A 24,903-nucleotide genomic window follows, 5' to 3' on the forward strand; every position below is an offset into this window, starting at 1 on the left:
GGCGGCGGTGGTGGCGGTGGCGGCGGCGGCGGCGGCGGCGGCGGTGGTGGTGGCGGTGGCGGCTAAAGCCTACGCAAGTTTGATCACACAAGGCTCGCCCGGAAGGGCGAGCCTTTCTGGTTCTTATGGTCCCTTGTTATGGTTGTCGACTTGCCTGAGTGTCCGGTTATGACCCAAGGCGGACTTCAGGTTGGTCGACCCTACTCAAGCCAGCTGACGAGGGACTTCCCCGACGGTCAATCCATTTTTGCCTGATGGCTAAGCTTGCGCAGCGGTTGGCTAAGACCTCTATCCCTTCGCCCCTGCAATATAGCGGCTCACGGTATTGCCCACCACGCTCAGCGGCGCGTTGCCGCCCAGTACCACGGCGGTGTTGAAGGCCTTGAAGTCATAGGCCCCGCCCAGCTCTGCCTGCGCCCTTGCGCGCTGGCGCACGATTTCGGTGTGGCCGATCTTGTAACCGCAGGCCTGCCCCGGCCAGCTGCAATAGCGATCGACCTCGCTCGCGACCTCCTCGACCTTGGAACCGTTGCGTTCGACGAAGAACTGGCGGCCCTGTTCGCGTGTCCAGCGTTTGGAATGCAGGCCGGTGTCCACCACCAGCCGGCAGGCGCGGAAGGCGAGGGATTGCAGGTATCCCAGCCGCCCGACCTTGAAATCATCATAAGCACCCAATTCGTCCGCCAGCTGTTCGGCATAGAGCGCCCAGCCTTCGGAGAAAGCATTGAAGGCAAGGATCGAGCGGATCAGCGGCAGGCGGTTGCTGAACTCGCCCTCCCACACATGGCCAGGGATGCTTTCATGGAAGGTCAGGTCTGCCAGATCATACTTGCGATGCAGATCGGTGGTGCGCAGGTTGATCCAGAAGCGGCCCGGGATGCTGCCGTCCTTGCTTCCCGCCCCGCCATAAGCGCCCGGCGCGCCGGGTTCCTCAGCCAGCGGCAGGCGGCGGATTTCGAGCGGCGGATCGACCAGTTGGTTGAAGGCGCGCGGCATCTGCGATTTGATCCAGCTGACGCGGTCATTGATGAAGGCGAAGATTTCATCGCGCCCGGGATCGCCTTCGGCAAACTTGTAGCGCGGATCATCCGACAGCGCGCGCATCCGGTCGCCCACGCTGCCGGTGGTGTAGCCGATTTCGCGCAGGATCGGGTCCATCTTGCCGTGAATCTCGTCGAGTTCGGCAAGGCCTTGGCGATGGATTTCATCGGGCGTCATCGCAGTGGTGGTCGATGCGCCGACGGCCCAGCTGTAATATTCCTCGCCCATCGGCTGCGCCCACATGCCGGCCGAATCCTTTGCGGCCGCGCGCTGCACTTTCAGTTCGGCAATCTGGCGTTCAAGCGCTGGCACGATGCCGCTGGCGGTGATGCGTTCGGCCTGCGCGGCGCTGCGATCCGCCCCGGCAATGCCCGATGCGGCCAGCGGCCCGGCATAGCTTTCACTCGCGCCTTTCAAGCTCGCTTCCATCTGGGCGATGGCCTTGTCGATCAGGAAGGCAGGCGGCACCACGCCCATGCCACGCGCGGAACGGATACGATCAAGCTCGCCATCGAGGATTGCGGGGACTTCTGCCAGACGGTCCATGTAGGGGCCGATGTCTTCGGCGGTTTTCAGGGGCTGGGTCGATCCGAAGAAGCGCGGCATGTCGATATAGCCGCCGACATTCTGGATCACGACATAGGGTGCATTGCGCCAGCTGCCGACGGCGACATCGCCGTAAGGCATCTCCATGCCTGTCACCGCGCTGGCAAAGGCGGTTTCGACCACTTCGAAACCGATCTGCTGATCGCTGGTCAGGCCCGCCTTGGGGTAGGTGCGGGCTTCTTCGACCAGTTCTTTCAGCGTGCTGGCATAATCGCTGCGGCCTTCTTCGCCAGTGGTGCCGAAGGTTGATCGCCATGCGGCGTATTCGCCGGTGTCCACGCCAAGCCCGGTGGCGCGGCCCGGTTCGTGGGCGAGCATCCGGTAGGCGATGGCATCAAGCGCGGCATCGGGCGCGAGTGATGCGATAGGCGCGGCGGCACCGCCCGGAGGGGCCATCGATCCGGCACAGGCCGGCAGCAACGCAATGGCAGAAACGCCGCCAAGCCCGGCAAGAGCTTGGCGGCGGGTGAAATCAGCGTGGTTCTCTCTCATGGCCCCGGTGTGGCGAGGCACAAAAGCGGAGTCAATCGCGGGCTGGCCGCCTGCGGCTCAATACTTGAGGATGCCGCCCACCGCGCCGCCTTCCGCCGCAAGCGTGTTGAGCACGGCGTGGTGGAGGTTGATGTTCTGTTCGGCTGTGCCCTCGTAATCGGTCATGCCCAGCTCTTCGGCCAGTTCCTTGCGGTTGGCAAAGCTGGGATCGAGGCCGACCATCTTCATCAGATCGACGATCGAGGTGCGCCAGTTGAACTTGTCGGAATCGGGCATGGCGGCGATGCGGGCTTCCATCTCTTCCTGGCTGATCGCATCAGACATTGCCGATGGTGAAGGGGCCGCAGGCGCGGCTGGCGCGGCAGGTGCAGCGGGCGCAGCCGGAGCGTTCTCGTCCTTGTCAGAACCCCAGACCGCATTCTTGATTGAACTGAAAATACCCATCATACCCTCCCGGTGGCGTTACGCATCCGCAGCTTATCGCTATCGCTCCGGCTTATGCAAGCACGGTTATACGCATCGGGACACCCGGCCCGCACCCAAGGATTTTTCTGCTGCCATGACCGACATCGTGCTTTCCATCGTGATGCTCGCCGCGCTGGCGCTGCTGGGCGGGGCGTTTGTGCTGTGGCGGCGCACGGGGCAGGTCAAACAACCCGCGCTGATGGTACTGCTGGCAGTGATCGCGGTTATCAACGTGCTGATCTGGACTGTGCCGACCAGCGGCGGCGAAGCACCGATCAGGCAGATCAAGACCGCCGGGGAAGGGTAAGCGCCCGCCCCCGGCGGCGTGGTTTACACTACTCAGGGATTCTCCAGGTGATTGTGCCGCTGTAACTTCCTGCAACCGGCTTGCCGGACGTATCGCGGGCGGCATCAAACCGCGCGCGGCTGGTCACCAGCCTGCAAGTCGCATCGTCAAGCGCGCCGTGCCCGGTGGATCGGGTGATGCTGCACCCGGTCACCTTGCCCCGCGCATCGATGCCTAACGTGAAGCTGGCACTGCCTGTCAGGCCTTCATTGATCCAGCGGGTGCGATAATCGGCGTTGGTCACCCAACTGCCCGGATTGTTCTTCGGGCTGACGCCGACGGGATCGAACAGGGTCGCAGGCGGCGTCGGCACGGGCACACCGAAATCGACCGGGCCGGTGATCGGGCCGATCGTATCCCCGATACCGGGCAGGGTGAAGACAGGATCGTTCCGGCCCAGATCCACCGGCAGCATATCGGCGCGCGGCGTGGGGGCAGGGGTTGCATCACGCGGCTGCGGATTGGTGTTCGGATTGGCTTGATCCACCGGATCGGTCGGCGGCGGCGGGGGGATCGGGATGGGATTGATGGTCTCGCCCTTGATGCGGGGCGGGGTTGGCACCGTTACAATCGTAACGGCCAGTCCCACCGCCAGCAATGCGCCCACGGCAGCGGGAATGCCGAGTGCGCCAGCAAGGGCAGCGGGATTGGGGCGGCGGGTATGGGAGGCATATGTCATTCAGGGGCTCCTCTCTCCATCATCGTGGGAGCGGCGGCCGGAGTGCGAATGACACCAACACGTTGAGCAAAAACCCTCCGGCCCCGCTCAAGCGCATTAGTACTATGATTTTTGATAGGGGCGAAATGGTTTCGCGTTGCGAATGGCAACGCAAAACAGGCACTGTGCCCAGCTTCTCCCGTTTCGTTCGCCCTGAGCCTGTCGAAGGGCCGCACTTCACTTTGGCTCTTTCACCAAACCAAAAAGAAGAAAAGACGGTCCTTCGACAGGCTCAGGACGAACGGGCATAGAGCCCTACTTAATCGGACAATCCGGCGAGAGGCGGAAATCCAGATAATTGTCCACCGAACCCATCAGTTCTTCCATCTCGTTTTCGAAGAAGTGGTTGGCCCGCGGGATTTCTTCGTGGTGGATGGTGATGTGCTTTTGCGTGCGCAGCTTGTCGACCAGCTTCTGCACCGCATTGGGCTGCACCACAGTATCCGCCGCGCCCTGCACGAAGATGCCGCTGGCGGGGCAGGGCGCAAGGAAGCTGAAATCATACATGTTGGCGGGCGGCGCCACCGAGATGAAGCCGCGCACTTCGGGGCGGCGCATCAGCAATTGCATCCCGATCAGCGCACCGAAGCTGTAGCCTGCAATCCAGGTGCTCTGCGCTTCGGGGTGGATTGATTGCACCCAGTCGAGCGCGCTCGCCGCATCAGACAGTTCGCCGATGCCGGAATCGAAGCTGCCTTGCGAACGGCCCACGCCGCGGAAATTGAAGCGCAAGGTGGCAAAGCCGCGATCGGCAAAGGTCTTGTAGAGCCGCTGCACGATCCGGTCGTTCATGGTGCCGCCGCCTTCGGGGTGCGGATGTAGGATCATGGCCACCGGCGCGCGCGGGCGCGGCGGCGGAGAGAAACGGCCTTCAAGACGGCCTTCCGGGCCGGGAAAGATGACTGAGGGCATTGAAGAACCTTGTGAACGAGTGGTCGCGGCAACCGGCTGGCGCCTGCGAAAGCGGGCTCTATATAGGGCGCGATGGTGATTTCGCAATTTTTTGTCGCGGTTGGCACACAGTGGGTCGGAAATGGCTGAGCGGGTCTATCTCGATCATGCCGCAACCTCGCCCCTGCGCCCCGAGGCGAGGGCCGCAATGGAAGAGGGTTTCCGGCTGTGGGCCAACCCTTCCAGCCCCCATGCAGAAGGCCGCAAGGCGCGCGCCGCGCTGGAAGATGCGCGCGAGCGGATCAAGGCGGCGCTGGGGTTGGGCCAAGCGGACAAGAACCATGAGCTGATCTTTACGTCCGGTGCGAGCGAGGCCCTGTGGATCGCGCTCAACCGCTGCAAGGTCAGCCGCCGGATCGTCAGCGCGGTGGAGCATGACGCGGTATTCCGCGCTGCGCCGGATGCAGCAATTTTCAGCGGCGATGAACCGCTGGACAGCGATAGTCTGATCGCGGTCCAACACCTCAACTCTGAAACCGGCACAATCAATCCGGTCAGCGATATGGCTGCCGCAGTCGCCGAAACCGGTGCGCTGATATTGTCCGACTGCGCCCAGAGCGCGGGCAAGCTGGCATTTCCCGCTTCCGATATGGCGGTGATTTCGGCCCACAAGTTCGGCGGCCCGATCGGGATCGGCGCGCTGCTGGTGCGCGATTTCAACCTGCTTGAACCTGTCGGCGGGCATGAACGCGGCTATCGGCAGGGCACCGAAAACCTGCCCGGCGCGCTCGGCATGGCTGCGGCGCTTGAGGCGGGCGGGCCGGAAAGCTGGGCGAGCAAGGATGCGGAGCGGTTGGCGTTTCGCGATGCTTTGGCCAAGGGCGGCGAACTGATCGCTCCGGGCACGCAGGCATCGCACATCATTGCGGTCGCCCATCAGACGCTCTCGGCCCAAGCCCTGCTGATCCGGCTCGATGCCATGGGCTTTGCCGTTTCCGCAGGCAGCGCGTGTTCTTCGGGCACGCTCAAGAAAAGCCGGGTGCTTGATGCCTTTGGCGTCCCCGATGAAGTGGCGGCGCGCACAATCCGGGTGAGTTTGGGGTGGAACACCACACCCGAGGATCTGGAGCGGTTTGCCGAGGCTTGGGCTTCATTATGCTGATTCGTCATTGCGAGCATAGCGAAGCAATCCATGGGCCGACCTCGCGGCTTGAAGCGACGGTAGGCCATGGATTGCCGCGTCGCTTCGCTCCTCGCAATGACGAGGGGGGCATTAGAAACCCATGATCTACCTCGACTACCAGGCCACCACCCCGCTCGCGCCAGAAGCGCGTGAGGCGATGTTGCGCTGGCTGGGCGGGCCGGACAGCGACACCTTCGGCAACCCCCATTCCCCCCACCGCATGGGCCGCATGGCGGCGGCGGCGGTTGAAAATGCGCGGGATCAGGTCGCCGCGCTGATGCCCGAGGGCGGCAAAGTCACCTTCACCTCCGGCGCAACCGAGGCCATCAATATGGTGCTGCTCGGCACGCCGGGCGATGTCATCACCTTCGCCACCGAACACGCTGCAGTGCTCGATTGTGCCCGCGCCGTCGAGGCGCAGGGGCGGCGGTTTACTGTCCTGCCGGTGCTGCCTGATGGCCGCGCCGATCTGGAAGCTCTCAAGGCCGCGATCACGCCGGAAACGGGTCTGGTTGCGATCATGGCGGTCAATAATGAAATAGGGGTGATCCATCCGCTGGCCGAAGCTATCGGAATTGCCCGGAAAGCGGGCGCGCAGGTGCTGGTTGATGCCGTTCAGGCTGCCTCCAGGCTCGCCTTGACCCCCTTTAGACCCGATTACATTGCTGTATCAGCGCACAAGATGCACGGCCCCAAGGGGATCGGCGCGCTGTGGATCGCGGCAGAGGCAGCTGCGCCCCAGCCCCTGCTTTGGGGCGGCGGACAGGAGGCCAGCTTGCGCTCAGGCACCCTCTCGCCCGCCCTCTGCGCCGGGTTTGGGGCGGCTGCACAGGCGGCGGCAGCGGATATGGCGGAGCAAATGTTTCACGTGAAACATTTGTGGAACATCGCCCGTAATGCCTTTGCCGGGTGGGAATTGAACGGCAGCGGGGAACACCGCTGGTACGGCAATCTTAACATCCGCACAGGTGGTCTCGACGTCGCCCGGTTGATGTCCGATTGCCGCAATGTCATGTTCTCGGCGGGCAGCGCCTGCGCCAGTGGATCGGGCCGGCCCAGCCATGTTCTGCGCGCCATCGGATTGACTGAGGTTCAGGCAAAGTCCTCTATTCGCCTCGGTTTCGGGCGCTATACCACGGCGGAAGATATTGAAACCGCCGCCGCCGCGATTTTGTCTGCCGCCAAGGAGCAGGGACTTTGAGCATCACCGTCACCTTCGTCGATCCCCACGGCAAGCCGGTAGCCGTCTCGTGCGAGGCGGGTGACAACCTGCTGCGCGCAGGGCAAGCGGCGGGCCTGCCGCTTGAAGGCACCTGCGAAGGCCAGATGGCGTGTTCGACCTGCCACGTGATCGTCGCACCCGATTGGTTCGACCGCCTGCCGCCCGCTGCCGAGGAGGAGGAAGACATGCTCGATTTCGCTGCCGGAGCGCGCCGCACTTCGCGCCTGTCCTGCCAGATCGAGCTGACCGCCGGGATGGACGGGCTGACCGTGAGCATACCAAAAGACAGCAGCGACGCGCGGCGCATGTAATCGGTCAGGGCGGCGGCGCGCCTACGTCCAGCCACCAGATCGCCCCGACAAGACCAATGCTGGCAACGATCAGTCCTGCTGCGACCAGACGGAGCGTAAGGCCGCGCATTGGTTCGGCCCGGTGATCCTCAAGCCGGCGAGAGACCGCCGCAGCCTTTCGCTGTGCGGCGAAAAAAATGGCGATGGCGACGATGATGAACACCGTCGCCAACGCCTTAGGAAGCCACGCAGGCTCCAGCTTGCCGAACAGGGCATTAAAGCCAAGGCCGATCCCGACCGCGGCCAAGCCGGTCCGCATCCACCCCGCAAACGTACGCTCGTTTGCCATGATGGTGCGGTCTTCGGCCCAGTCGGTGCGGTTCTCGGCCCAATCCGTGCGCTGTTCGGCAAGGTCGTCATTGTCTGGCCGGTTTGCCATGATGCCTCGTATCAGACGGCATTTTCCGTGCTGAGCGCAGCCATCAGAGCTTCGGTAAAGGCTGGAATGTCATCGGGCTTGCGGCTCGTGATAAGATTGCCGTCGCTCACGACTTCTTCGTCCACCACGTTCGCGCCAGCATTGGCCAGATCGGTACGGATCGAGGGCCAGCCGGTTACTGTGCGACCTTCGACGATCTTGGCTTCGACCAGCAACCACGGTGCGTGGCAAATCGCCGCAATCGGTTTGCCCGCCTCGTTGAAGCTGCGCACCAGATCGATCACGGTGCTGTTCATGCGCAGAACATCGGGGTTGATCTGGCCGCCGGGCAGCAGCAGCGCGGCATATTCATCGGGTGCGACGTCGCCGACCAGCAGGTCAACCGATACGCTCTTGCCCCAGTCCTTGCCCTTCCAGCCCTTGATCTCACCGCGTTCGAGGCTGGCAACGATAACCTTGGCGCCGCTTTCTTCCAGAATGCGCTTGGGTTCGATGAGTTCGGATTCTTCAAAGCCGTCGGTGGCGATGATCAGGATTGGTTGCATGTTTAATCTCCTTTGGATGCTTGGTTGGCCTAAGGGCGTATCAGCGCCCGATGTTCCGCCGCGGCTGACCGGGCGTGGTCGCAACGCGACGAGGCGCATGTTCAACCCTGTGGAAACCCCTCTCCCGGCGCAGCGTCCGGCTTGCTAGAGGCAAGACCATGTCCGATCCCGTCACCACCGATGCGCCTGACGACGGCTTCGATGCCATTGTCGATGCGCCGTTCGATGCCGCGCTGTCAGAGCGCTATCTGGTCTATGCACTGTCCACCATCACCGCGCGCAGCCTGCCCGATCTGCGGGACGGGTTGAAGCCGGTGCATCGCCGCCTGCTGTGGGCGATGCGGCAGTTGAAGCTGGACCCTGCGTCGGCCTTCAAGAAATCGGCCCGCGTGGTGGGCGACGTGATCGGCAAATATCACCCGCACGGCGATTCCAGCGTTTATGACGCGATGGTGCGGCTGGCGCAGGATTTTGCGCTGCGATATCCGCTGGTTGAAGGGCAGGGCAACTTCGGCAACGTCGATGGCGATAATGCTGCGGCCTACCGTTACACCGAAGCGCGCCTGACCAAGACCGCGCTTGCGCTGATGGCGGGGCTGGACGAAGGCACGGTCGATTTCATCCCGACCTATAATGGCGAGGAGATCGAGCCGGAGATTTTCCCGGGCCTGTTCCCCAATCTGCTCGCCAACGGATCCAGCGGCATCGCGGTCGGCATGGCGACCAGCATCCCCAGCCACAATGTCGCCGAGATTATCGACGCGACGCTGGAACTGATCGACAATCCCCACGTGGAACATGAACGGCTGATGCAGCTTTTCCACGGCCCCGATTTTGCCACCGGCGGGCAGGTGGTGGACAGCGCAGCCAGCATTGCCGAGGCCTATCGCACCGGGCGCGGATCATTCCGCCTGCGCGGGCGGTTTCATGCGCCCGAAGCGAAGGAGGCCGATGACATCGCGGCCGGGATCGAGCGGCTGGGCGCGGGGCAATGGCAGCTGGTCATCTCTGAAATCCCGTATCAGGTGCCCAAGGGTAAGCTGATCGAACAGATCGCGGCGCTGATCGGCGACCGCAAACTGCCGATCCTTGAAGACGTGCGGGACGAGAGTGACGAGGCGATCCGGATCGTCCTCACGCCCAAAAGCCGCAATGTCGATCCCGAACTGCTCAAGGAAAGCCTGTTCAAGCTGACCGATCTGGAGACGCGGTTCAGCCTCAACCTCAACGTTCTCGATACCCAGCCGGGCTTCGGGCGCGCGCCAATGGTGATGGGGCTGAAGGAACTGCTGGAAAGCTGGACGCGGGCGCAGATCGACATTCTGCAACGCCGCGCGCAGCACCGGCTCGACAAGATTGCCGCTCGGCTGGAACTGGTGCGCGGCTATATCATCGCCTATCTCAACCTTGACCGCGTGATCGAGATCATCCGCACCGAGGATGAACCCAAGCCGCTGATGATGAAGGAGTTCGATCTCACCGACCGGCAGGTCGAGGCGATCCTCAACATGCGGCTGCGGTCTTTGCGCAAGCTGGAAGAAATGGAACTGCGCAAGGAACAGGATGCGCTGCTGGCCGAAGAAGCCGATTTGCAGGCGCTGCTGGATAGCCCCGCCAAACAGCGCACCCGGCTGAAGCGTGATCTGAAAGCGCTGCGCAAGGATTATGCCGAGGATACCAAGCTTGGCCGACGCCGCACCGTGATTGCCGAAGCCGCGCCGACGGTCGAATTCAGCATGGATGCGATGATCGAAAAGGCGCCGGTGACGGTGATCCTCAGCCAGAAGGGCTGGATCAGGGCGGCCAGCGGACACGTGCCGCTGGATCAGGAATTCAAATACAAGGAGGGTGACGGGCTCGCCTTCATCCTCCATGCACAGACCACCGACAAGCTGTTGCTCGCCGCATCCGACGGTCGGTTTTACACGCTTGGTTGTGACAAGCTGCCCGGCGCACGCGGGTTCGGAGAGCCGGTGCGCACCATGATCGATCTGGAAAGCGATGCCAGCGTCAGCGCGCTGATGGTCCACCGTCCCGGCGGCAAGCTGTTGCTCGCCTCCAGCCATGGCAAAGGGTTTGTGGCGGAAATGAACGAGTTGTTGGCCGAAACGCGCAAGGGCCGGCAGGTTGTAAACCTGAAGGATGGCGCGGTGCTGCGGGTCATTCGCCCGATTGCCGATGGTCACGACCATGTCGCCTGCGTTGGCGACAATCGCAAGCTGGTGGTGTTCAACCTTGAAGAAATGCCGGTGATGACGCGGGGCCAGGGGGTGCAGTTGCAGCGCTACCGGGATGGCGGAATGTCCGATGCGACCACATTCGTGCTGGCTGACGGGCTGAGCTGGCAGATGGGCGGATCGGGCGAGCGCACTCGCACTGAAACCGAAATCCGCATGTGGAAGGTGGCGCGCGGGGCCGCCGGAAGGATGCCGCCGCAGGGCTTCCCCAAGGATAACCGCTTCGATTGATGCGAAAAGGGCCGCCGGTGCAAGTCGCACCGGCGGCCCTGCTTCAAGACTTTGAAAGGCGAACCTTACTGCGCGCCGCCCGGTGCGCTACCGGCCTTGCGGCTGGCTGCCGCACTCGCGATCTGCTCGCGCGTGACCAGCGCAGTGAGCTGGCCTTCCGGGCTCACCGCAAAATATTCCTTTTTCAGAATGATCGGGCCATCGGGGCTATCAAGCGTGATGACATCGGCCGCCAGATCAACATCGCCCAGCGTGCCTGCGGGATTGCCGTTGATGGACTGCACCGCTGCGCCCTTGACCAGCGAGGCATCGCGCTTGGTATTGGCTTCGGCGATCTGCTGGTCCATCATCGCATCGACCTGATCCTTTGTGGCGTTAACGGCCGGGCCGCTTTCGCCTTCGAAGATCAGAGTGACCGGAACCGGAGCCTTGTGCTTGCCCGTGTCGACAATGATGACCTGTTCGTTCATCTGCTCGACCGTGCCGACAGGGTTTCCGTCGTTACCATAAATGGTCGAACCGACCTCCTGTGCGCTCGCCATGGCGGGGGCAGAGGCCAGCAGGGTGGCGATCAGAGCCAGCTTTGCATTCTTCATCATCAGTCTCCCTTTTATCTACGCCCGGATCATGCCGTAGGGAGGCACGCCCGGAGGGGATGCGCGGGCGCAAGCGATTTGAAAAACCGCGGCGACAGACCGGGATCGGTCTGGAGAGGATAACCCGGCGTGTTTGCAACACAGCCGGATAAAGCCCGCATAAAGAAACTAGCCTGTGATTCGCGGGGCTGACAACCGGACGCAGGTCAACCTGCCGTCTCCGAGGCCCGCTTCACCCCAAAGCAGCAATCAGGCCGCAGGTTTGGCCAATTCTTCGGCCAGCAAGGCATCGATGCGCGCCGAATCAGGAAAACCTTCCGCTACCCAACGCGCTTCGACAGCCTGAAGGATGCGTGCGACAGATGGCCCGGCTGTGACACCGCGGGCAACTATGGCGCCGCCTTTCAGGGGGAATGCAGGCACCGGCCATGATGCTATCGATGTGGCATCCGCGCCCAGCAGCAGCAACCGGTCAATCGCCAGCGGCGTGGTGAGCCGGTAGGCGAGGGCCTGCGTTTTCTCGCTGTCAGAAGCAGTGCGTTCGGCCGCGCTCACCAGCCGGTTTCGCTGGGCCTTGGACAGGCGCAGCCGTGCCGCGACCGTTTCTGCCACATCGGGAGACGGCGGCAGCAGCGCGGCGAGACGGCGCACTGGATCGGCGGCAAACCCTTGCGCGTTTTCAGCGGAAATCAGGCGGGCGAGCGCGGCCAACTGTGCTTTGCAGGCTTCGGGCAGAATGACGCCGAGCACGCTGTTGCTGCGCATCCGCTCCACTGTCGGATGGGGATCGGGCAGGCCGAGCAGTGCGAGCAATTCCGCCGCAATCCTCTCGCGGCTGAGGCCCTTCAGCGTGTGCGCCAGTTCGGCGCAGGCATTTTCGGCCACGGCGTCCAGTTCCGCGCCGAACCGCGCCTGAAAGCGATAATATCGCAGGATCCGCAGGTGATCCTCGGCAATCCGCTGTCGCGCATCTCCGATAAACCGCACCCGGCGCGCTACCAGATCGTCCAGCCCGCCGAAGTAGTCCGTGATCGCGAGCGTTTCAGGGTGGGCATAGAGCGCATTGATAGTGAAATCGCGGCGCGCGGCGTCCTGTGCCCAATCCCTGGCGAAGGCGATGGTGGCGCGCCTGCCATCGGTGGCAACATCGCGGCGCAAGGTCGTGATTTCGACCGGACCATCTTTCAGTATTGCGGTGATCGTGCCGTGTTCGATGCCCGTCGGCACGGTGCGGATACCTGCCTTGGTGCACAGGTCGATCACTTCGGCAGGCATCAGCGGCGTGGCGCAATCAACATCGTGGACGGGAACGCCAAGCAAGCCATCGCGCACGGCCCCGCCAACCCAGCGGATTTTTTCGGCCCCCAAGGCGGCGGTCAATGCGGCAAGGCCCGCGCGGCGCGGCCAATCCGCGTCAGCCAGATCACGCAACATGGCGCAGCCCCTCCAGCGTGATCCGGCGCGACAGATTGGCGATGATCGCCGCCGTCACCCCCCAGATGCGGAACCCCTGCCATTCCAGTTCGAGATAACGGCGGTTCGCCCCGCGCCAGAACACCTCGTTGGTCGTCCAGCTGGCGGGATCGAGCAACAGGGCGAGCGGCGCTTCGAACCATGCTTCGACCTCGGCGGGATTCGGGCTGAGGGCAAGGCCCGGCGGCACCACACCCACCACCGGCGTCACCAGAAAGCCGGTGCCGGTGTGGTAGATATCGCTGGTGCCGATCAGGCGGACTTCCTTACGGGGCAGGGCAAGTTCTTCTTCTGCCTCGCGCAAGGCAGCGGTGACAGCATCCTCGCCCGGATCGATCTTGCCGCCCGGAAAGGCGACCTGCCCCGGATGGTCGCGCATGGCGCGCGGGCGCTGGGTCAGGATGACCTGCGGATCATGCGGCACATCGGTGATCGCGATCAGCACAGCAGCAGGGGTCGATCGGCCATCACGAGCGAAATGCGCATCGCTCAGCAGATCGGGAACGGCGCGCGCGTGCCCTTCGGCAAAAGCGCGGGCGAGGGGATCGTGGATGCTGGCGGAAGGCGGCGTCATGGCAGCAGAGTGAAGACCTCCCCCTTGCTGCTGACCTGCCAGCCATTTGTTTCGGCCCCTTCGGCCAGTGCGATTTCGGCAAGCTGCGCCCAGGTCGATCGGTTGAGCCGCGCTTCGCAGCCGCGCCGCACGGCGAGATACAGCGCGGGCGCTTCGGCATCGCCTTCGGCGCGCAAGGGGTGATCCGGGCCCGCGATTACAATGTCATCGGTGTTCAGGCGGAACACCAGCGCATCATCAGCGCGCACGCAATCGACTGCGATAAAGGCCGCATCCTCGACTTCGATCGCCAGCTTCTCGAACGGGGTGACGAGCCAGTGCTGGCCGTCTTCGTCGCGTTTCAGCAGGCCTGTAAAGGCGCGCACCATCGCTTCGCGGCGGATTTCTCCGCCTTCGTGATACCATGTGCCGTCGGCGGCAATGCGCATCGCGCTGTCGCCCGAAACATGCGGCGCCCAGCCTTCGATAGGGGGCAGTTTGCGCTGCGCCACAAGATCAGCGATTTCGGCAAGGGTCAATCCGGCGAGATAGGGGGGAGGTTCATAAGGCATCGCAAGCGGGATGGCAGATGCGGGCGTCAAGGTGAAGGGGTTAGTGCGCTTAGCTTTCCCACGGCCCCAATATCCCTTCGGACGGCATGGCCGAAAGTGCGGTCCCGCGCGCCAGCAGGCGGTGCTGTTCATAGGGGCCGGGGCAGCGCCAGCCGCCGGTGAAGGCGGCGGAAAAGCCCCAGCGACCGTAATAGTCAGCATCGCCGATCAGTACCTGCGGCAAGGCCCGACCGCCGCCGGCTGCCAGCCGCGCATCTTCGGCAATCATCGCGCTCATCAAGCCTACGCCGAAGCCTTCGCCCTGCCGTTCAGGCACCACGGCCACCGGGCCGACCATCACCAGCGGAACCTGGCCCTGTTTGGTTTGAAGCCCGATCGGCCAGCACTGGATCGTGCCGACCAGCATCTCGTCCGCGTCCAGCGCGGCAAGGCTCAGGCCGGGCAGCCACGGCATACCCTCGCGGATCCGGTAGGCGGTGCGCGCGTGACGATCCGGCCCGAACGCACGGTCGAGAACTTCCTCGACCATGGCGGGGTTGACCGCCTCGAGCGGGATCAGGGTAGCCGTGGCGGTATCACTCATTGGGCGGAGAGTTTCAGCAACCTTGCGCCCTTGCCATCTTCGGCCACCCACAGCGCGCCGTCCGGCCCCTGTGCCAGTGCCCGTAGACGCTTGTCGAAGGGATAGCGGTTGACCTCGCGCGCGGTGTCACCTTCGATCGCCACTTCGACCAGCGCCATGCTGCTCAGACCAGCCATCAATGCGCGGCCCTGCCAGGCGTTGAACATGGTGCCGTTGTAGATCAGCATGTCGCCCGGCGCGATCACCGGCGTCCAGCTGAGCGCGGGCTTGGCAAAACCATCATCGGCGCTGTGATCGGGGATCGGATCGCCATTGTAATGTTCGCCATTGGAACGCTCCGGCCAGCCATAATTGGCAGCGCGCTGGACAAGGTTGAGCTCATCCCCGCCCGCCGGGCCGTGTTCGACTTCCCACAGGCGGCCCTGCGCGTCCCAATCCATGCCGAGGATATTGCGGTGGCCCCACGACCAGATCTGGGCGGTCTCCTCGCCCTTTTCGGCCAGCGGATTGCCGGTTGCAGGCGTGCCATCAAGATTGAGCCGCACAATCGTGCCGAGCGTATTGGTGGTGTCCTGCGCAGGCTGCATCTTCTGCCGATCGCCGCTGGCGATATACAGGTGCTGGCCATCGGGCGAGATGCTGAGCCGGTGCGAATAATGGCCGCGTCCGCTGACCTTGGGGGTCTGGCGCCAGATGATGGCGAGCCCTTCGATCACGCAGGCATCGTCCACGCCGCATACCAGCGTGCCCTTGCCGACAACCGCGCCGCGCGTGTCGGCTTCCCCAGCCTCGGCCCAGCTGAGATAGATCGTGCGGCGATCAAGCGTGTCGGAGGATTCCGAAGGCAGAAAGGCGATATCGCCCAGTCCGCCCTGGCCGCCATAGGCGACTTCCGGCAGGCCGCTGACGGGGCCGGTCGAACCCGTTTCGGTGTCGATGAACTTCAACGTGCCGGACTTTTCGGTCACGAACAAAACCGGTGTGCCGGGTGCAAAGGCCATCGCCCACGGCTCTTCGAAGGTGGCGACTTCGGTGGTGGCAAAGGATGCAGCGCCAGCTTCCGTAGCGGTGGTTTGCGCGGTTTCCCCGGTTTGTGCATTGGCGCAACTTGCCAGCAGCATGGCGGGCAGGGAAAGTGTAGCGATAACGCGGATTGGCAGGCGGTTTGAACGGATCATGTTGGGGCTAACTCCGGGGTTTACAGTTACAGGCGATGGCATCGTCATCGGGGTCGACGAAGCCGGACGCGGGCCGCTGGCCGGGCCGGTGGTGGCCGCAGCGGTAGTTCTGGGCCAAGCGATACCTGCGGGGGTCGATGATTCCAAGCGTCTTTCGGCAAAGCGCCGCGCTGTGCTGGATACAGCGATCCGGAAATCCTGCTGCTGGGCAGTGGCGGTGGTAGAGCCGGACGAGATCGACCGGCTCAACATCTTCATCGCCACGATGGAAGCGATGACCCGTGCGGTGGCGAGCCTGACGGCCGCAATGGCCGCGCCGGTGTGCGAAGTGCTGATCGATGGCAATATGACACCGGCGGGCCGCTGTACGGGATGGGGCTGGCCTGCCCGCGCCATCGTTGGCGGCGACGGGATCGAACCCGCGATTTCCGCCGCTTCCATCATCGCCAAGGAATGGCGCGACCGGTTGATGCTGGAAGCCGCCGCCGCGCACCCGCATTACGGGTGGGAACGCAACAAGGGATATGGCACCGCCGAACACATGGCCGCACTGCGGATACACGGCGCGACCCCGCTCCACCGCCGCAGCTTTGCGCCGGTGGCGCAATTGCCGCTGCTCTGATCGAAATATTGCATCGCCGATGTCTGGCAGGGTGAGTCCTGCGGGCCACACCGCTGCATATCGAGCCCTTCGGGGAAGGGGGGACTCAACATCTTGTGCCGGTCTTGCTTCGTTCCGCCGGGCCATCTCGCTGCACCAGACAATATGCGCAAAATTAGGCGCTTGACGCGGACTCTTCAAAGACTCATGCCTGTGGATAAGTGCTAGACCAAATCAGCGGGGCGTTCCAGGTGAGTGTGATAGAAAAGACCAAGTTGCAGGCGAAAAGCGCTGTAAAGGCGCCAAAAATTGCAGCCAAAGTCGATCTGCCTCTGGGCCGTATCCTGCCGGGCGATTGTATCGAGGCGATGCGCTCGCTCCCGACCAACAGTGTCGATCTGGTGTTTGCCGATCCGCCCTATAATCTCCAGCTTGGCGGTGATCTTAACCGCCCAGATGGCAGCCATGTCGATGCGGTGACCGATCACTGGGACCAGTTCGACAGCATGGCGGTGTACGACAAGTTCACCCGCGAATGGCTGACCGAAGCGCGCCGCGTGCTCAAGCCCGATGGCGGGCTGTGGGTAATCGGCAGCTACCACAATATCTTCCGCGTCGGCGCGATCTTGCAGGATCTGGGGTTCTGGATTCTCAATGACATCGTCTGGCGCAAGACCAACCCGATGCCCAATTTCCGCGGCACCCGCTTCACCAACGCGCACGAAACGCTGATCTGGGCGAGCATGGGGGAAAAGGCGCGCTATCAGTTCAATTACCGCGCGATGAAGACGTTGAATGATGAACTGCAGATGCGGTCTGACTGGGTCATGCCGATCTGCGCCGGGGGCGAGCGGCTCAAGGAAAACGGCAAGAAGGCCCACCCCACCCAGAAGCCCGAAGCGCTGCTTTACCGCGTGCTGCTGGCGACTACGGAAAAGGGCGATGTGGTGCTCGATCCCTTCTTCGGCACCGGCACCACCGGCGCGGTCGCCAAGCGGTTGGGTCGCGAATGGATCGGGTGCGAGCGCGAGGATGCCTACCGCGAAGTCGCGACCAAGCGGATCGCCAAGGAACTGCCGCTGGATGAAAGCGCGCTCACCACGATGCAATCGGCCCGCACCGCGCCCAAGGTGGCGTTCGGCGCGGTGGTGGAAGGCGGACTGATTCCGCCCGGCACGCAGGTGTTCGACAAGAAGCGCCGCTGGATTGCCACGGTGCGCACCGATGGCAGCCTGGAATGCGAAGGCAAGACCGGGTCGATCCACGGGCTGGGCAAGGAATTGCAAGGCGCGCCTTCCTGCAATGGCTGGAGCTTCTGGCATTACGAAGTGAGCGGCGACGTAAAGCCCATCGACGCAGCGCGGCAGCTTTACCTGCTGGCGAACGAGGATTGATCCCGGCACCGGGATACCATGACTGACAGCGTCTATCTCCACCCGCTTACTCTCGTTGCCGGCCCGCAGGCGGTGGAGGGGGATGCTGTGCGGCTGGGCGGCAGCATGGCCTATGCCCGCGAGTTCGCCCTGATCGTCCGGCAGGGCGGCGCGGTGGCAGAGCGGATCGTGACGACCGCAAAGCAGATCGAAACGGCAATCGCTCGCCTGCCAGCATCGCTGGCAGATGATGCCGCAGCGCAATGGGCCAACCTTGCCAAGGTTCACGCCCCGCTGCAGCTTGGCAGCCGCACCATCCGGCTGGATCAGCCGCAGGTGATGGGCATTCTCAACGTCACGCCGGACAGCTTCTCGGACGGCGGGCAGCATGATGATACCGCCGCTGGCCGCGCCCACGCCGCCGCCATGCTGGAAGCTGGGGCCGCGATCATCGATATTGGCGGCGAAAGCACCCGCCCGGGCGCCGCTGCCACCTTCGAGGACGAGGAGATCCGCCGGGTTGTCCCCGCAGTCGAGTATTGCGCGGCAATGGGCGCTGCGATCAGCGTGGATACCCGCCGCGCCGGTGTGCTGGCCGCTGCCTTGGTCGCCGGCGCGCATATGGCGAATGATGTTTCGGCCCTGCGATACGACCCGCGCAGCATCGAGGTAGCGGCGCAAAACTCCTGCCCCGTCGTGCTGATGCACGCCCCCGGCGCAGGCGAGGATCTCCACGCGGGCGGACAGTACGGCGATGTCGTTTCCGAAGTTTTCGATTTCCTCAAATCCGCGCGCGCCAGGGCGATTGCGGCGGGCATTGCCGAGGATCGCATCATCCTTGATCCCGGCATCGGTTTCGGCAAATCACTGGCAGAAAACCTCGCCTTGCTGAACGCCTTGCCGCTGTTCCACGCGCTGGGCAGTCCGCTGCTGCTGGGGGCGAGCCGCAAGCGGATGGTCGGCGCGCTGTCGGTTGAGGAGCCTGCCGATCAGCGGCTTGCCGGGTCGATCGCGCTGGCGGTTAAGGGGATGGAGGCAGGCGTCCACCTGTTGCGCGTGCATGACGTGGCCGAAACGGTGCAGGCCCGCAACGTCTGGCGAGGCTTGCGCGATGCTGCATTGACCGATTTCAGCCAGCTTCCGCCGTTGTAATCGCCATGTTCTGGCAATGTTTCACGTGAAACATTTTTGGCCCTGTTGGAATGGGCCGAAAATGTTGTGTGAAATCAGAGGGTAAACCCGCCGTCAGAAACCATCACGTGGCCCGAAATGTTGGAAGCGGCGTCGCTGAGCAGATAAAGGATGCTGTCGGCCATCTCTTCCGAGGTGGCAAAACGGCCCAGAGGTGTGGTTTTCGCCATCGCCTTGATCGTCGCCTCGCGTCCGATTGCGGCGACCGAAGCGGCGAAATCCTCGCCGCTTTCCCAGATTGCCGTGTCCACCCCGCCGGGGGCTATCGCATTGACGCGAATGCCTTTTCTGGCGCTTTCTACCGCTGCAATGCGGGCCATATGCGCCACCGCCGCCTTGGACACGCCGTAGGGGCCGATGCCCGGCACGGGCTTGATCCCGGTGACCGACGCCACCACCACCACGCTGCCGCCGCCAGTGCCCATCGCTCGCAGTGAACTGGCCAGAGTCAGAAACGCACCGTCAAGGTTCACGTCCATCACCCGGCGCCATTCTGCGAAGGAAATCGAGGCAATCGGGCCGCCCGAACCGATACCTGCGTTGACCAAGGCATGGTCTAGACCGGTCAAGCGGGGTTCTAGATCGGCCCAAAGTGCCTCATCCGCCACGCTGCCGGTAATGCGGTGGACTTCGCCCGGAATGTCGAGCGCATCCAGCCCCGCGCCATCGACATCTACGAGGAAAAGCTTGGTCGCACCGCGCGCCGCAAGCGCCTTTGCCGCCGCCGCACCGATTCCCGATGCTGCCCCTGTGACGAGCGCCGAGCGTCCGGCGAAATCTTGAAGGTGTGTCATGCCCGGTGGCTAGGCCGGGAAAGCCCGCCGATCAAGCCACCCGATCACGCCGCGTTATCGATCCCCAGATCGCTGAGTTTGCGATACAGCGTTGAACGCCCGATCCCCAGCCTGCGCGCCACTTCGGTCATGCGGCCGCGATAGTGGCCGATGGCGAGGCGGATCACGTCAGCCTCTATTTCTTCCAGCGGGCGCAGGTTGCCATCAGGGGTGTAGAGCATGATGCCCACGCCTTCATGCGCGCTCGCCACGGTGACGCTGCCCTGTTCGCCCAGCATTTCGGACAATTGCGGGAAGCTGTCGGCGGTCAGCGAATTGCCTTCGCAATAGACTGCGGCGCGGAACAACACCGATTGCAGCTGGCGGACATTGCCCGGCCAGTCATAGGCGGCCAGCAAGGCCAGCGCGCTATCGGATACCGAAAGATGATTGAGGCCCGGTTGTTCGCCGATGCGGGCAAGGAAATGGCGCGACAGGGCCGGAATATCGCCGGTGCGATCGCGCAGTGCGGGCAGCTGGATTCGGGTGATGCTGAGCCGTGATGCGAGATCGGCATCGAAATGGCCGGCCTCCACCATCAGATCGAGCCCGAGATTGCTGGTCACCAGCAAGCGCACATCGACACGGAAACCATAGCTTGCACCCACCGGGCGGATGATCCCGCTTGTCAGGGCTTCGCACAGGCGTTGCTGGATCGCGGGCGTCAACCGGTCGATTTCGTCGAGCACCAGCGTGCCGCCATCGCAATGCTGGAAGGCGCCGATCTGGCGGTCGAATGCGCCGGGGAAGCTGCCGGGTTCATGCCCGAACAGCACCGATTCAATCGATCCGGGCGGAACGCTGGCAAGGTTGATGATGCGCAACGATTCTTTCGATCGCGGCGATGCGCCGTGCATGGCGCGCATCAGCATTTCCTTGCCGGTGCCGGTTTCGCCTTCGATCAGCACATGGCCGTGGCCGCGCGCAGCCTTGGCCGCCTGCGCCAGCGCTGTGCGGAACTGCGGGGCGGTGCCGATCATCGCATCGAAATCGAGGTGCGCGGACATTTTCTCGGTCAGCGGGGCGAGTTCATCGCGCGGGGCTTCGCGGGTGGTGACGCTGCGCAGCGCTTCCATCAGCCGATCGGGCGATACGGGTTTGACCAGATAATCGCTGGCGCCTGCGCGCATCGCTTCGACCGCCAGCAGCGGCGATGCGCTGGTTGTCAGCATCAGGATCGGCAGGGCGGGGCGGCGCGATTTCAGCTCGGCAATCAGCGTGCAGGCATCGTCGCCCGGCACCCATTGATCCAGCAGGATAGCTGAAAGCTGCATCCCTTCGCGGGTGCCCAGCATGGCAATTGCGGTTTCGGCATCGGGGGCCACAATCGTGCGCCAGCCATCGCGCGCGGCAATCGCCGTGATGAGGCGCGACTGCGCGGGCTCATCATCGATCAGCATCACGATTCGCGCATCGTTCTGCGTTTCCGGGTGGCAATCCATATCAGCCATCAGTCTCGCCGCTCGCTTTCCCATGGCCCGGCACAGAAATCCGGGAACAATCTTCACCGCTGGCCTACAGGGAATGGGTAAAAACGGGATTAAGGCTGTCACAGGTTGGGACAGGTAAGGCTGCGCAATCCTGCACACTGACACTAAAGGTGGCTTGAGATAGCGGGCCTGCTCCGATACGGGAACGGGCAGTGCCTCATTCGCAGGCGTGTTTTTTCGGCAACCAATCGCGGTTTCGCGTGTTGGAAAGCCCAAGGGGAAACAAGAATCATGACAAGTCACGATATGGAAAAGGCCGAGGCTACCTACGGCGGGTTTATGGCGACGCTCAAATGGGCGGTGCCGGTGATTGCGGTGATTGTGTTCATCGTCGTCGCGCTGATCGCCAGCTAAGCGCGCGCGCCAGTGAAAATCGCCATCCTGAAAGAACGCGCGCCCGGTGAGACGCGCGTTGCCGCCACGCCGGAAACGGCCAAGAAGTTTGCAGCACTGGGCCTGACGGTCGCGGTGGAGGCAGGGGCCGGGGTGGTCGCTTCGATCACCGATGCCGCCTATGCGGAAAGCGGCGTCACCATCGGTGATGCGGCGGCAACGGTGAAGGATGCCGATATTGTTCTGGGCATTCAGGCGCCCGATGTGGCCCTGCTGGCCGGGGCGAAGCCGGGCGCATGGGTCGCCGCGCTGTTCGATCCGTTCACCCGCCGCGATGTGGTGGATGCCTATGCTGCGGCAGGCATTGAAGCGCTGAGCATGGAATTCATGCCGCGCATCACCCGTGCGCAGAGCATGGACGTACTGTCATCACAGTCGAACCTTGCCGGCTACAAGGCGGTGCTGGCGGCAGCGGACGTTTATGGCCGCGCTTTCCCCATGATGATGACCGCGGCCGGCACGGTGCAGGCCGCGCGCGCTTTCATCATGGGCGTGGGCGTTGCAGGGCTTCAGGCGATTGCCACGGCGCGCCGCCTGGGGGCGCAGGTTTCGGCAACCGACGTGCGCTCGGCGACCAAGGAACAGATCCAGTCGCTGGGCGCCAAGCCGATCTTCGTCGAGAATGTCGCCGGGATCGAAGGCGAAGGTTCAGGCGGCTATGCCACCGAAATGAGCGAGGAATACCAGAAGGCGCAGGCCGAACTGGTTTCGTCACACATTGCCAAGCAGGACATCGTGATCACCACCGCGTTGATCCCGGGTCGCGCCGCGCCGCGTCTGATCACCGATGCGCAGATTGCGACGATGAAGCCCGGCAGCGTGATCTTCGATCTCGCAGTGGCGCAGGGCGGGAATGTCGAAGGTTCGGTGCCGGATCAGACCGTGGTCAAGCACGGCGTCAACATCATCGGCTTTTCGAACACGCCCGCGCACCTTCCGGCTGATGCCTCGGCATTGTTTGCGCGCAACCACTACAACTTCCTCAGCGCCTTCTGGGACAAGGAGGCGGGCAAGCCTGTGCTGGACGAGGAAATCGGAGGCGCGATCCGCCTGACGCAGGGCGGCAAGATCGTGAATGAAAGGCTGCTGGGTTGACCCTGCGGCAGGCCGGGGACTGGCTGCGTCAGCACCGTTGGCCCGTGACTTTCGTTTGCGTGATCGTGTTTGGATACAGCTACGGCAAGGACATGGCGCTGCGCGACAATGCTCGCGATGCGGCTTTGGTTCAGGGGACCGAATAATGGACTTCATCTCAATTCTCAGCATCTTCGTGCTGGCCTGCTTTGTGGGCTATTACGTTGTCTGGTCGGTGACCCCGGCGCTGCACACCCCGCTGATGGCGGTGACCAACGCGATTTCTTCGGTGATTATCGTCGGCGCGCTGATAGCGGCGGCCGAGGCGGAGAACCCGGTGGCCAAGTATCTCGCGCTGGCGGGCGTGGTGATGGCGAGCATCAACATCTTCGGCGGCTTTGCCGTGACCGAGCGGATGCTCGCGATGTACAAGAAAAAGGAGAAGTAAGTGATGACCTTCTCCATACTTTCCGCCGCCGCATCGGGCGAGGGCGCAACGCCCGCCTGGGCGATGCTGGCCTATCTTGTGGCAGGCGTGTTCTTCATCCTCGCGCTGCGCGGGCTTTCGAGCCCGGCGACCTCGCGTTCGGGCAACCGCAACGGCATGATCGGCATGGCGATTGCGGTCGGCACGACGCTGATCATGCACGGCACCAATCTGGTCGAGATCGGGATTGCTATTGGTATTGGCGCGATCCTTGGCGTCACCATCGCGCGGCGCATCGCCATGACCGCGATGCCTGAACTCGTGGCGGGTTTTCACAGCCTTGTGGGTCTTGCCGCCGTGGTGGTGGGTCTTGCCGCATGGCTCAATCCCGGGGCGTTCGGCATTCTGGTGCCGGGTGACCAGATTGATCTGGCAGGCCTTCCGATACGCGAGGTAATCAATCCAGTCAGCCGCATCGAACTAGGCCTCGGCATTGCGATCGGGGCGATTACCTTCTCGGGCTCGATCATCGCCTTCCTCAAGCTTTCGGGCCGGATGGGCGGTTCGCCGATCATGCTGCCGGGGCGGCATGTGATCAACCTCGGCACGCTGGTGGCGATCCTTGGCCTGATCGCGCTTTACACCATCTCGCCCGATGGCGGCGCGGGCGAGGGCTGGATGATTCTGGCCATCGCTGTGCTGGCCTTCATCATCGGCTTCCTGCTGATCATCCCGATTGGCGGGGCGGATATGCCCGTCGTGGTGTCGATGCTGAACTCCTATTCGGGCTGGGCGGCGGCGGCGATGGGCTTCACGCTGGGCAACTCGGCGATGATCATCACCGGGGCGCTGGTCGGCTCGTCCGGCGCGATCCTCAGCTACATCATGTGCCGCGCGATGAACCGCAGCTTCATTTCGGTGATCGCGGGCGGGTTTGGCGCAGCGCCCGAAGCAGGCGGCGCAGGCGGCGCGCGCGAACAGCGGCCTTACAAGCAGGGCAGCGCGGAAGATGCCGCCTACATGCTCGAACAGGCCGAAAGCGTCATCATCATTCCCGGTTACGGGATGGCGGTTGCCCAGGCCCAGCACGCGCTGCGCGAAATGGGCGACAAGCTGAAGGAAAAGGGTGTGACGGTGAAATACGCCATCCACCCTGTCGCGGGCCGTATGCCGGGGCACATGAACGTGCTGCTCGCCGAAGCATCCGTGCCTTACGATGAAGTCTTCGAGCTCGAAGACATCAACTCCGAATTCGCCCAGTGCGATGTCGCCTTCATCATCGGCGCGAACGACGTGGTGAACCCTGCGGCCAAGACCGACAAGTCCAGCCCCATCTACGGGATGCCGGTGTTCGATGTCGACAAGGCCAAACAGGTGTTCTTCATCAAGCGTTCGATGGGCGGCGTCGGTTACGCGGGCGTCGATAATGACGTGTTCTACATGAACCAGACTGTCATGCTGCTGGCCGATGCCAAGAAGATGGTCGAGGAAATCGTCAAGTCGCTCGACTGATGAAGAAGCTGGTTATCGGCCTTCTGCTGATTGCGCTTCTGGCGGGCGGGGCGGTGTTTTCCGGCCTCGCCAACCCGCTGATAGAGCGGCAGGTGGCAGGCGCGCTAGTGCAATCGGGCATCGGTGAAAGGCGCGCCCAATGCATGGCCGCGCGGATGGTTGACCGCCTTAGCATCGTGCAGCTGTGGCAATTGCGGCAGGCGATGGCGCCGCTCGAAGGCGAGCCGGGCGAAGCTTATGGCCTTGGCGAGCTGGTCAAGCGTCTGCGCCGGGTCGGCGATGGCGAGACGGTGGCCGTGCTCACCACCAGTGCCGGGCTGTGCGCATTGGGGATTGGCTAGAGCGCGA

At 63.5% G+C, this 24,903-nt stretch carries 28 protein-coding genes; 14 read left to right on the top strand and 14 right to left on the bottom strand.

Going from position 1 to position 24,903, the window contains the following annotated elements:
- Positions 1 to 288 precede the first annotated feature (288 nt).
- On the bottom strand, positions 289 to 2,139 hold the full coding sequence (locus IP79_RS00465; RefSeq protein WP_054117309.1) for a DUF885 domain-containing protein: 1,851 nt from the start codon (positions 2,137 to 2,139) through the stop codon (positions 289 to 291).
- Positions 2,140 to 2,196: 57 nt separating this feature from the next.
- The gene (locus tag IP79_RS00470; RefSeq protein WP_082336930.1) at positions 2,197 to 2,586 is read right to left on the bottom strand and encodes a DUF3597 family protein; all 390 of its coding nucleotides are present in this window, start codon (positions 2,584 to 2,586) and stop codon (positions 2,197 to 2,199) included.
- 112 nt (positions 2,587 to 2,698) lie between these two features.
- On the opposite strand from IP79_RS00470, the gene IP79_RS00475 reads away from it, so the two are divergent.
- Complete coding sequence (locus IP79_RS00475) at positions 2,699 to 2,911, top strand: hypothetical protein (protein WP_054117310.1); 213 nt, start codon at positions 2,699 to 2,701, stop codon at positions 2,909 to 2,911.
- A gap of 28 nt (positions 2,912 to 2,939) precedes the next feature.
- On the opposite strand, the gene IP79_RS00480 is transcribed toward IP79_RS00475, so the two are convergent.
- Together IP79_RS00480 and IP79_RS00485 are read right to left on the bottom strand one after the other, a co-directional pair.
- Positions 2,940 to 3,629, bottom strand: coding sequence for a TonB family protein (locus IP79_RS00480; RefSeq protein ID WP_082336931.1), 690 nt, complete (start codon positions 3,627 to 3,629; stop codon positions 2,940 to 2,942).
- 294 nt (positions 3,630 to 3,923) lie between these two features.
- Positions 3,924 to 4,580 (bottom strand): alpha/beta hydrolase, encoded by a 657-nt coding sequence (locus tag IP79_RS00485; RefSeq protein ID WP_054117312.1) that lies wholly within the window; start codon positions 4,578 to 4,580, stop codon positions 3,924 to 3,926.
- A 187-nt stretch (positions 4,581 to 4,767) separates the two neighbouring features.
- Between IP79_RS00485 and IP79_RS00490 the strand changes: the two genes are divergently transcribed.
- The 3 genes from IP79_RS00490 to IP79_RS00500 all read left to right on the top strand — a co-directional run bounded on the left by IP79_RS00490 (position 4,768) and on the right by IP79_RS00500 (position 7,275).
- Positions 4,768 to 5,721 carry a cysteine desulfurase family protein gene (locus IP79_RS00490; RefSeq protein WP_420705615.1) on the top strand — a complete coding sequence of 318 codons (954 nt, stop codon included), beginning with the start codon at positions 4,768 to 4,770 and terminating at the stop codon, positions 5,719 to 5,721.
- Between the two features lie 121 nt (positions 5,722 to 5,842).
- Positions 5,843 to 6,943 (top strand): cysteine desulfurase family protein, encoded by a 1,101-nt coding sequence (locus IP79_RS00495; RefSeq protein WP_054117314.1) that lies wholly within the window; start codon positions 5,843 to 5,845, stop codon positions 6,941 to 6,943.
- Positions 6,940 to 7,275 (top strand): 2Fe-2S iron-sulfur cluster-binding protein, encoded by a 336-nt coding sequence (locus IP79_RS00500; RefSeq protein ID WP_054117315.1) that lies wholly within the window; start codon positions 6,940 to 6,942, stop codon positions 7,273 to 7,275. The genes IP79_RS00495 and IP79_RS00500 overlap by 4 nt, the downstream gene beginning before the upstream one ends.
- Before the next feature lie 4 nt (positions 7,276 to 7,279).
- Here the strand turns inward: IP79_RS00500 and IP79_RS00505 are convergent, their stop codons facing one another.
- Positions 7,280 to 7,693, bottom strand: coding sequence for a YidH family protein (locus IP79_RS00505; protein ID WP_054117316.1), 414 nt, complete (start codon positions 7,691 to 7,693; stop codon positions 7,280 to 7,282).
- Positions 7,694 to 7,704: 11 nt separating this feature from the next.
- Positions 7,705 to 8,238 (bottom strand): type 1 glutamine amidotransferase domain-containing protein, encoded by a 534-nt coding sequence (locus IP79_RS00510; RefSeq protein ID WP_054117317.1) that lies wholly within the window; start codon positions 8,236 to 8,238, stop codon positions 7,705 to 7,707.
- Between the two features lie 158 nt (positions 8,239 to 8,396).
- Here IP79_RS00510 and parC point away from each other — a divergent pair, with 158 nt between their 5' ends.
- Positions 8,397 to 10,706 carry a DNA topoisomerase IV subunit A gene (parC, locus tag IP79_RS00515; protein ID WP_054117318.1) on the top strand — a complete coding sequence of 770 codons (2,310 nt, stop codon included), beginning with the start codon at positions 8,397 to 8,399 and terminating at the stop codon, positions 10,704 to 10,706.
- Between the two features lie 65 nt (positions 10,707 to 10,771).
- On the opposite strand, the gene IP79_RS00520 is transcribed toward parC, so the two are convergent.
- The 6 genes from IP79_RS00520 to IP79_RS00545 all read right to left on the bottom strand — a co-directional run bounded on the left by IP79_RS00520 (position 10,772) and on the right by IP79_RS00545 (position 15,661).
- Complete coding sequence (locus IP79_RS00520; RefSeq protein ID WP_054117319.1) at positions 10,772 to 11,305, bottom strand: hypothetical protein; 534 nt, start codon at positions 11,303 to 11,305, stop codon at positions 10,772 to 10,774.
- A gap of 246 nt (positions 11,306 to 11,551) precedes the next feature.
- On the bottom strand, positions 11,552 to 12,736 hold the full coding sequence (locus IP79_RS00525) for a CCA tRNA nucleotidyltransferase (protein ID WP_054117320.1): 1,185 nt from the start codon (positions 12,734 to 12,736) through the stop codon (positions 11,552 to 11,554).
- On the bottom strand, positions 12,726 to 13,349 hold the full coding sequence (locus IP79_RS00530) for a CoA pyrophosphatase (protein WP_054117321.1): 624 nt from the start codon (positions 13,347 to 13,349) through the stop codon (positions 12,726 to 12,728). The genes IP79_RS00525 and IP79_RS00530 overlap by 11 nt, the downstream gene beginning before the upstream one ends.
- Positions 13,346 to 13,900: a DUF1285 domain-containing protein gene (locus IP79_RS00535; protein WP_054117947.1), complete on the bottom strand. Its 555-nt coding sequence runs from the start codon at positions 13,898 to 13,900 to the stop codon at positions 13,346 to 13,348. Before IP79_RS00535 ends, IP79_RS00530 begins: the two co-directional genes overlap by 4 nt.
- 49 nt (positions 13,901 to 13,949) lie before the next feature.
- Positions 13,950 to 14,483, bottom strand: coding sequence for a GNAT family N-acetyltransferase (locus IP79_RS00540; protein ID WP_054117322.1), 534 nt, complete (start codon positions 14,481 to 14,483; stop codon positions 13,950 to 13,952).
- Entirely contained in the window at positions 14,480 to 15,661 is a 1,182-nt protein-coding gene (locus IP79_RS00545) for a PQQ-dependent sugar dehydrogenase (RefSeq protein ID WP_054117323.1), read from the bottom strand. Before IP79_RS00545 ends, IP79_RS00540 begins: the two co-directional genes overlap by 4 nt.
- Between IP79_RS00545 and IP79_RS00550 the strand changes: the two genes are divergently transcribed.
- From IP79_RS00550 to folP, 3 genes are all read left to right on the top strand, one after another.
- Positions 15,660 to 16,283, top strand: coding sequence for a ribonuclease HII (locus IP79_RS00550; RefSeq protein ID WP_054117324.1), 624 nt, complete (start codon positions 15,660 to 15,662; stop codon positions 16,281 to 16,283). The genes IP79_RS00545 and IP79_RS00550 overlap by 2 nt on opposite strands.
- Before the next feature lie 254 nt (positions 16,284 to 16,537).
- Complete coding sequence (locus IP79_RS00555) at positions 16,538 to 17,656, top strand: site-specific DNA-methyltransferase (protein ID WP_324608166.1); 1,119 nt, start codon at positions 16,538 to 16,540, stop codon at positions 17,654 to 17,656.
- Between the two features lie 18 nt (positions 17,657 to 17,674).
- The gene (gene folP, locus IP79_RS00560; RefSeq protein WP_054117326.1) at positions 17,675 to 18,787 is read left to right on the top strand and encodes a dihydropteroate synthase; all 1,113 of its coding nucleotides are present in this window, start codon (positions 17,675 to 17,677) and stop codon (positions 18,785 to 18,787) included.
- Between the two features lie 74 nt (positions 18,788 to 18,861).
- On the opposite strand, the gene IP79_RS00565 is transcribed toward folP, so the two are convergent.
- Positions 18,862 to 19,620, bottom strand: coding sequence for an SDR family NAD(P)-dependent oxidoreductase (locus IP79_RS00565; RefSeq protein ID WP_054117327.1), 759 nt, complete (start codon positions 19,618 to 19,620; stop codon positions 18,862 to 18,864).
- A 44-nt stretch (positions 19,621 to 19,664) separates the two neighbouring features.
- Complete coding sequence (locus IP79_RS00570; protein ID WP_156318069.1) at positions 19,665 to 21,101, bottom strand: sigma-54-dependent transcriptional regulator; 1,437 nt, start codon at positions 21,099 to 21,101, stop codon at positions 19,665 to 19,667.
- A 279-nt stretch (positions 21,102 to 21,380) separates the two neighbouring features.
- Here IP79_RS00570 and IP79_RS15340 point away from each other — a divergent pair, with 279 nt between their 5' ends.
- Genes IP79_RS15340 through IP79_RS00590 form a run of 6 tightly spaced genes read left to right on the top strand, consistent with a single transcriptional unit; the run spans position 21,381 to position 24,896 of the window.
- Entirely contained in the window at positions 21,381 to 21,503 is a 123-nt protein-coding gene (locus IP79_RS15340) for an aa3-type cytochrome c oxidase subunit IV (RefSeq protein WP_156317987.1), read from the top strand.
- Positions 21,504 to 21,515: 12 nt separating this feature from the next.
- Complete coding sequence (locus tag IP79_RS00575; RefSeq protein ID WP_054117329.1) at positions 21,516 to 22,637, top strand: NAD(P) transhydrogenase subunit alpha; 1,122 nt, start codon at positions 21,516 to 21,518, stop codon at positions 22,635 to 22,637.
- The gene (locus IP79_RS15605; RefSeq protein ID WP_197273700.1) at positions 22,634 to 22,783 is read left to right on the top strand and encodes a hypothetical protein; all 150 of its coding nucleotides are present in this window, start codon (positions 22,634 to 22,636) and stop codon (positions 22,781 to 22,783) included. The genes IP79_RS00575 and IP79_RS15605 overlap by 4 nt, the downstream gene beginning before the upstream one ends.
- On the top strand, positions 22,783 to 23,064 hold the full coding sequence (locus IP79_RS00580) for an NAD(P) transhydrogenase subunit alpha (RefSeq protein ID WP_054117330.1): 282 nt from the start codon (positions 22,783 to 22,785) through the stop codon (positions 23,062 to 23,064). Before IP79_RS15605 ends, IP79_RS00580 begins: the two co-directional genes overlap by 1 nt.
- A gap of 3 nt (positions 23,065 to 23,067) precedes the next feature.
- Positions 23,068 to 24,555 carry an NAD(P)(+) transhydrogenase (Re/Si-specific) subunit beta gene (locus IP79_RS00585; protein ID WP_054117331.1) on the top strand — a complete coding sequence of 496 codons (1,488 nt, stop codon included), beginning with the start codon at positions 23,068 to 23,070 and terminating at the stop codon, positions 24,553 to 24,555.
- The gene (locus tag IP79_RS00590; RefSeq protein ID WP_054117332.1) at positions 24,555 to 24,896 is read left to right on the top strand and encodes a hypothetical protein; all 342 of its coding nucleotides are present in this window, start codon (positions 24,555 to 24,557) and stop codon (positions 24,894 to 24,896) included. The genes IP79_RS00585 and IP79_RS00590 overlap by 1 nt, the downstream gene beginning before the upstream one ends.
- Positions 24,897 to 24,903: the final 7 nt, after the last annotated feature.

The sequence above is a fragment of the Porphyrobacter sp. AAP60 genome, assembly GCF_001296025.1.
Taxonomy (GTDB): domain Bacteria; phylum Pseudomonadota; class Alphaproteobacteria; order Sphingomonadales; family Sphingomonadaceae; genus Erythrobacter.

Bases quoted from the DNA above. Each gene is read 5' to 3' on its own strand.
- IP79_RS00465 (WP_054117309.1), bottom strand. From the start codon at position 2,139: ATGAGAGAGAACCACGCTGATTTCACCCGCCGCCAAGCTCTTGCCGGG.
- IP79_RS00470 (WP_082336930.1), bottom strand. From the start codon at position 2,586: ATGATGGGTATTTTCAGTTCAATCAAGAATGCGGTCTGGGGTTCTGAC.
- IP79_RS00475 (WP_054117310.1), top strand. From the start codon at position 2,699: ATGACCGACATCGTGCTTTCCATCGTGATGCTCGCCGCGCTGGCGCTG.
- IP79_RS00480 (WP_082336931.1), bottom strand. From the start codon at position 3,629: ATGACATATGCCTCCCATACCCGCCGCCCCAATCCCGCTGCCCTTGCT.
- IP79_RS00485 (WP_054117312.1), bottom strand. From the start codon at position 4,580: ATGCCCTCAGTCATCTTTCCCGGCCCGGAAGGCCGTCTTGAAGGCCGT.
- IP79_RS00490 (WP_420705615.1), top strand. From the start codon at position 4,768: ATGGAAGAGGGTTTCCGGCTGTGGGCCAACCCTTCCAGCCCCCATGCA.
- IP79_RS00495 (WP_054117314.1), top strand. From the start codon at position 5,843: ATGATCTACCTCGACTACCAGGCCACCACCCCGCTCGCGCCAGAAGCG.
- IP79_RS00505 (WP_054117316.1), bottom strand. From the start codon at position 7,693: ATGGCAAACCGGCCAGACAATGACGACCTTGCCGAACAGCGCACGGAT.
- IP79_RS00510 (WP_054117317.1), bottom strand. From the start codon at position 8,238: ATGCAACCAATCCTGATCATCGCCACCGACGGCTTTGAAGAATCCGAA.
- parC (WP_054117318.1), top strand. From the start codon at position 8,397: ATGTCCGATCCCGTCACCACCGATGCGCCTGACGACGGCTTCGATGCC.
- IP79_RS00520 (WP_054117319.1), bottom strand. From the start codon at position 11,305: ATGATGAAGAATGCAAAGCTGGCTCTGATCGCCACCCTGCTGGCCTCT.
- IP79_RS00525 (WP_054117320.1), bottom strand. From the start codon at position 12,736: ATGTTGCGTGATCTGGCTGACGCGGATTGGCCGCGCCGCGCGGGCCTT.
- IP79_RS00530 (WP_054117321.1), bottom strand. From the start codon at position 13,349: ATGACGCCGCCTTCCGCCAGCATCCACGATCCCCTCGCCCGCGCTTTT.
- IP79_RS00535 (WP_054117947.1), bottom strand. From the start codon at position 13,900: ATGCCTTATGAACCTCCCCCCTATCTCGCCGGATTGACCCTTGCCGAA.
- IP79_RS00540 (WP_054117322.1), bottom strand. From the start codon at position 14,483: ATGAGTGATACCGCCACGGCTACCCTGATCCCGCTCGAGGCGGTCAAC.
- IP79_RS00550 (WP_054117324.1), top strand. From the start codon at position 15,660: ATGTTGGGGCTAACTCCGGGGTTTACAGTTACAGGCGATGGCATCGTC.
- IP79_RS00545 (WP_054117323.1), bottom strand. From the start codon at position 15,661: ATGATCCGTTCAAACCGCCTGCCAATCCGCGTTATCGCTACACTTTCC.
- folP (WP_054117326.1), top strand. From the start codon at position 17,675: ATGACTGACAGCGTCTATCTCCACCCGCTTACTCTCGTTGCCGGCCCG.
- IP79_RS00565 (WP_054117327.1), bottom strand. From the start codon at position 19,620: ATGACACACCTTCAAGATTTCGCCGGACGCTCGGCGCTCGTCACAGGG.
- IP79_RS00570 (WP_156318069.1), bottom strand. From the start codon at position 21,101: ATGGATTGCCACCCGGAAACGCAGAACGATGCGCGAATCGTGATGCTG.
- IP79_RS15340 (WP_156317987.1), top strand. From the start codon at position 21,381: ATGACAAGTCACGATATGGAAAAGGCCGAGGCTACCTACGGCGGGTTT.
- IP79_RS00580 (WP_054117330.1), top strand. From the start codon at position 22,783: ATGGACTTCATCTCAATTCTCAGCATCTTCGTGCTGGCCTGCTTTGTG.
- IP79_RS00585 (WP_054117331.1), top strand. From the start codon at position 23,068: ATGACCTTCTCCATACTTTCCGCCGCCGCATCGGGCGAGGGCGCAACG.
- IP79_RS00590 (WP_054117332.1), top strand. From the start codon at position 24,555: ATGAAGAAGCTGGTTATCGGCCTTCTGCTGATTGCGCTTCTGGCGGGC.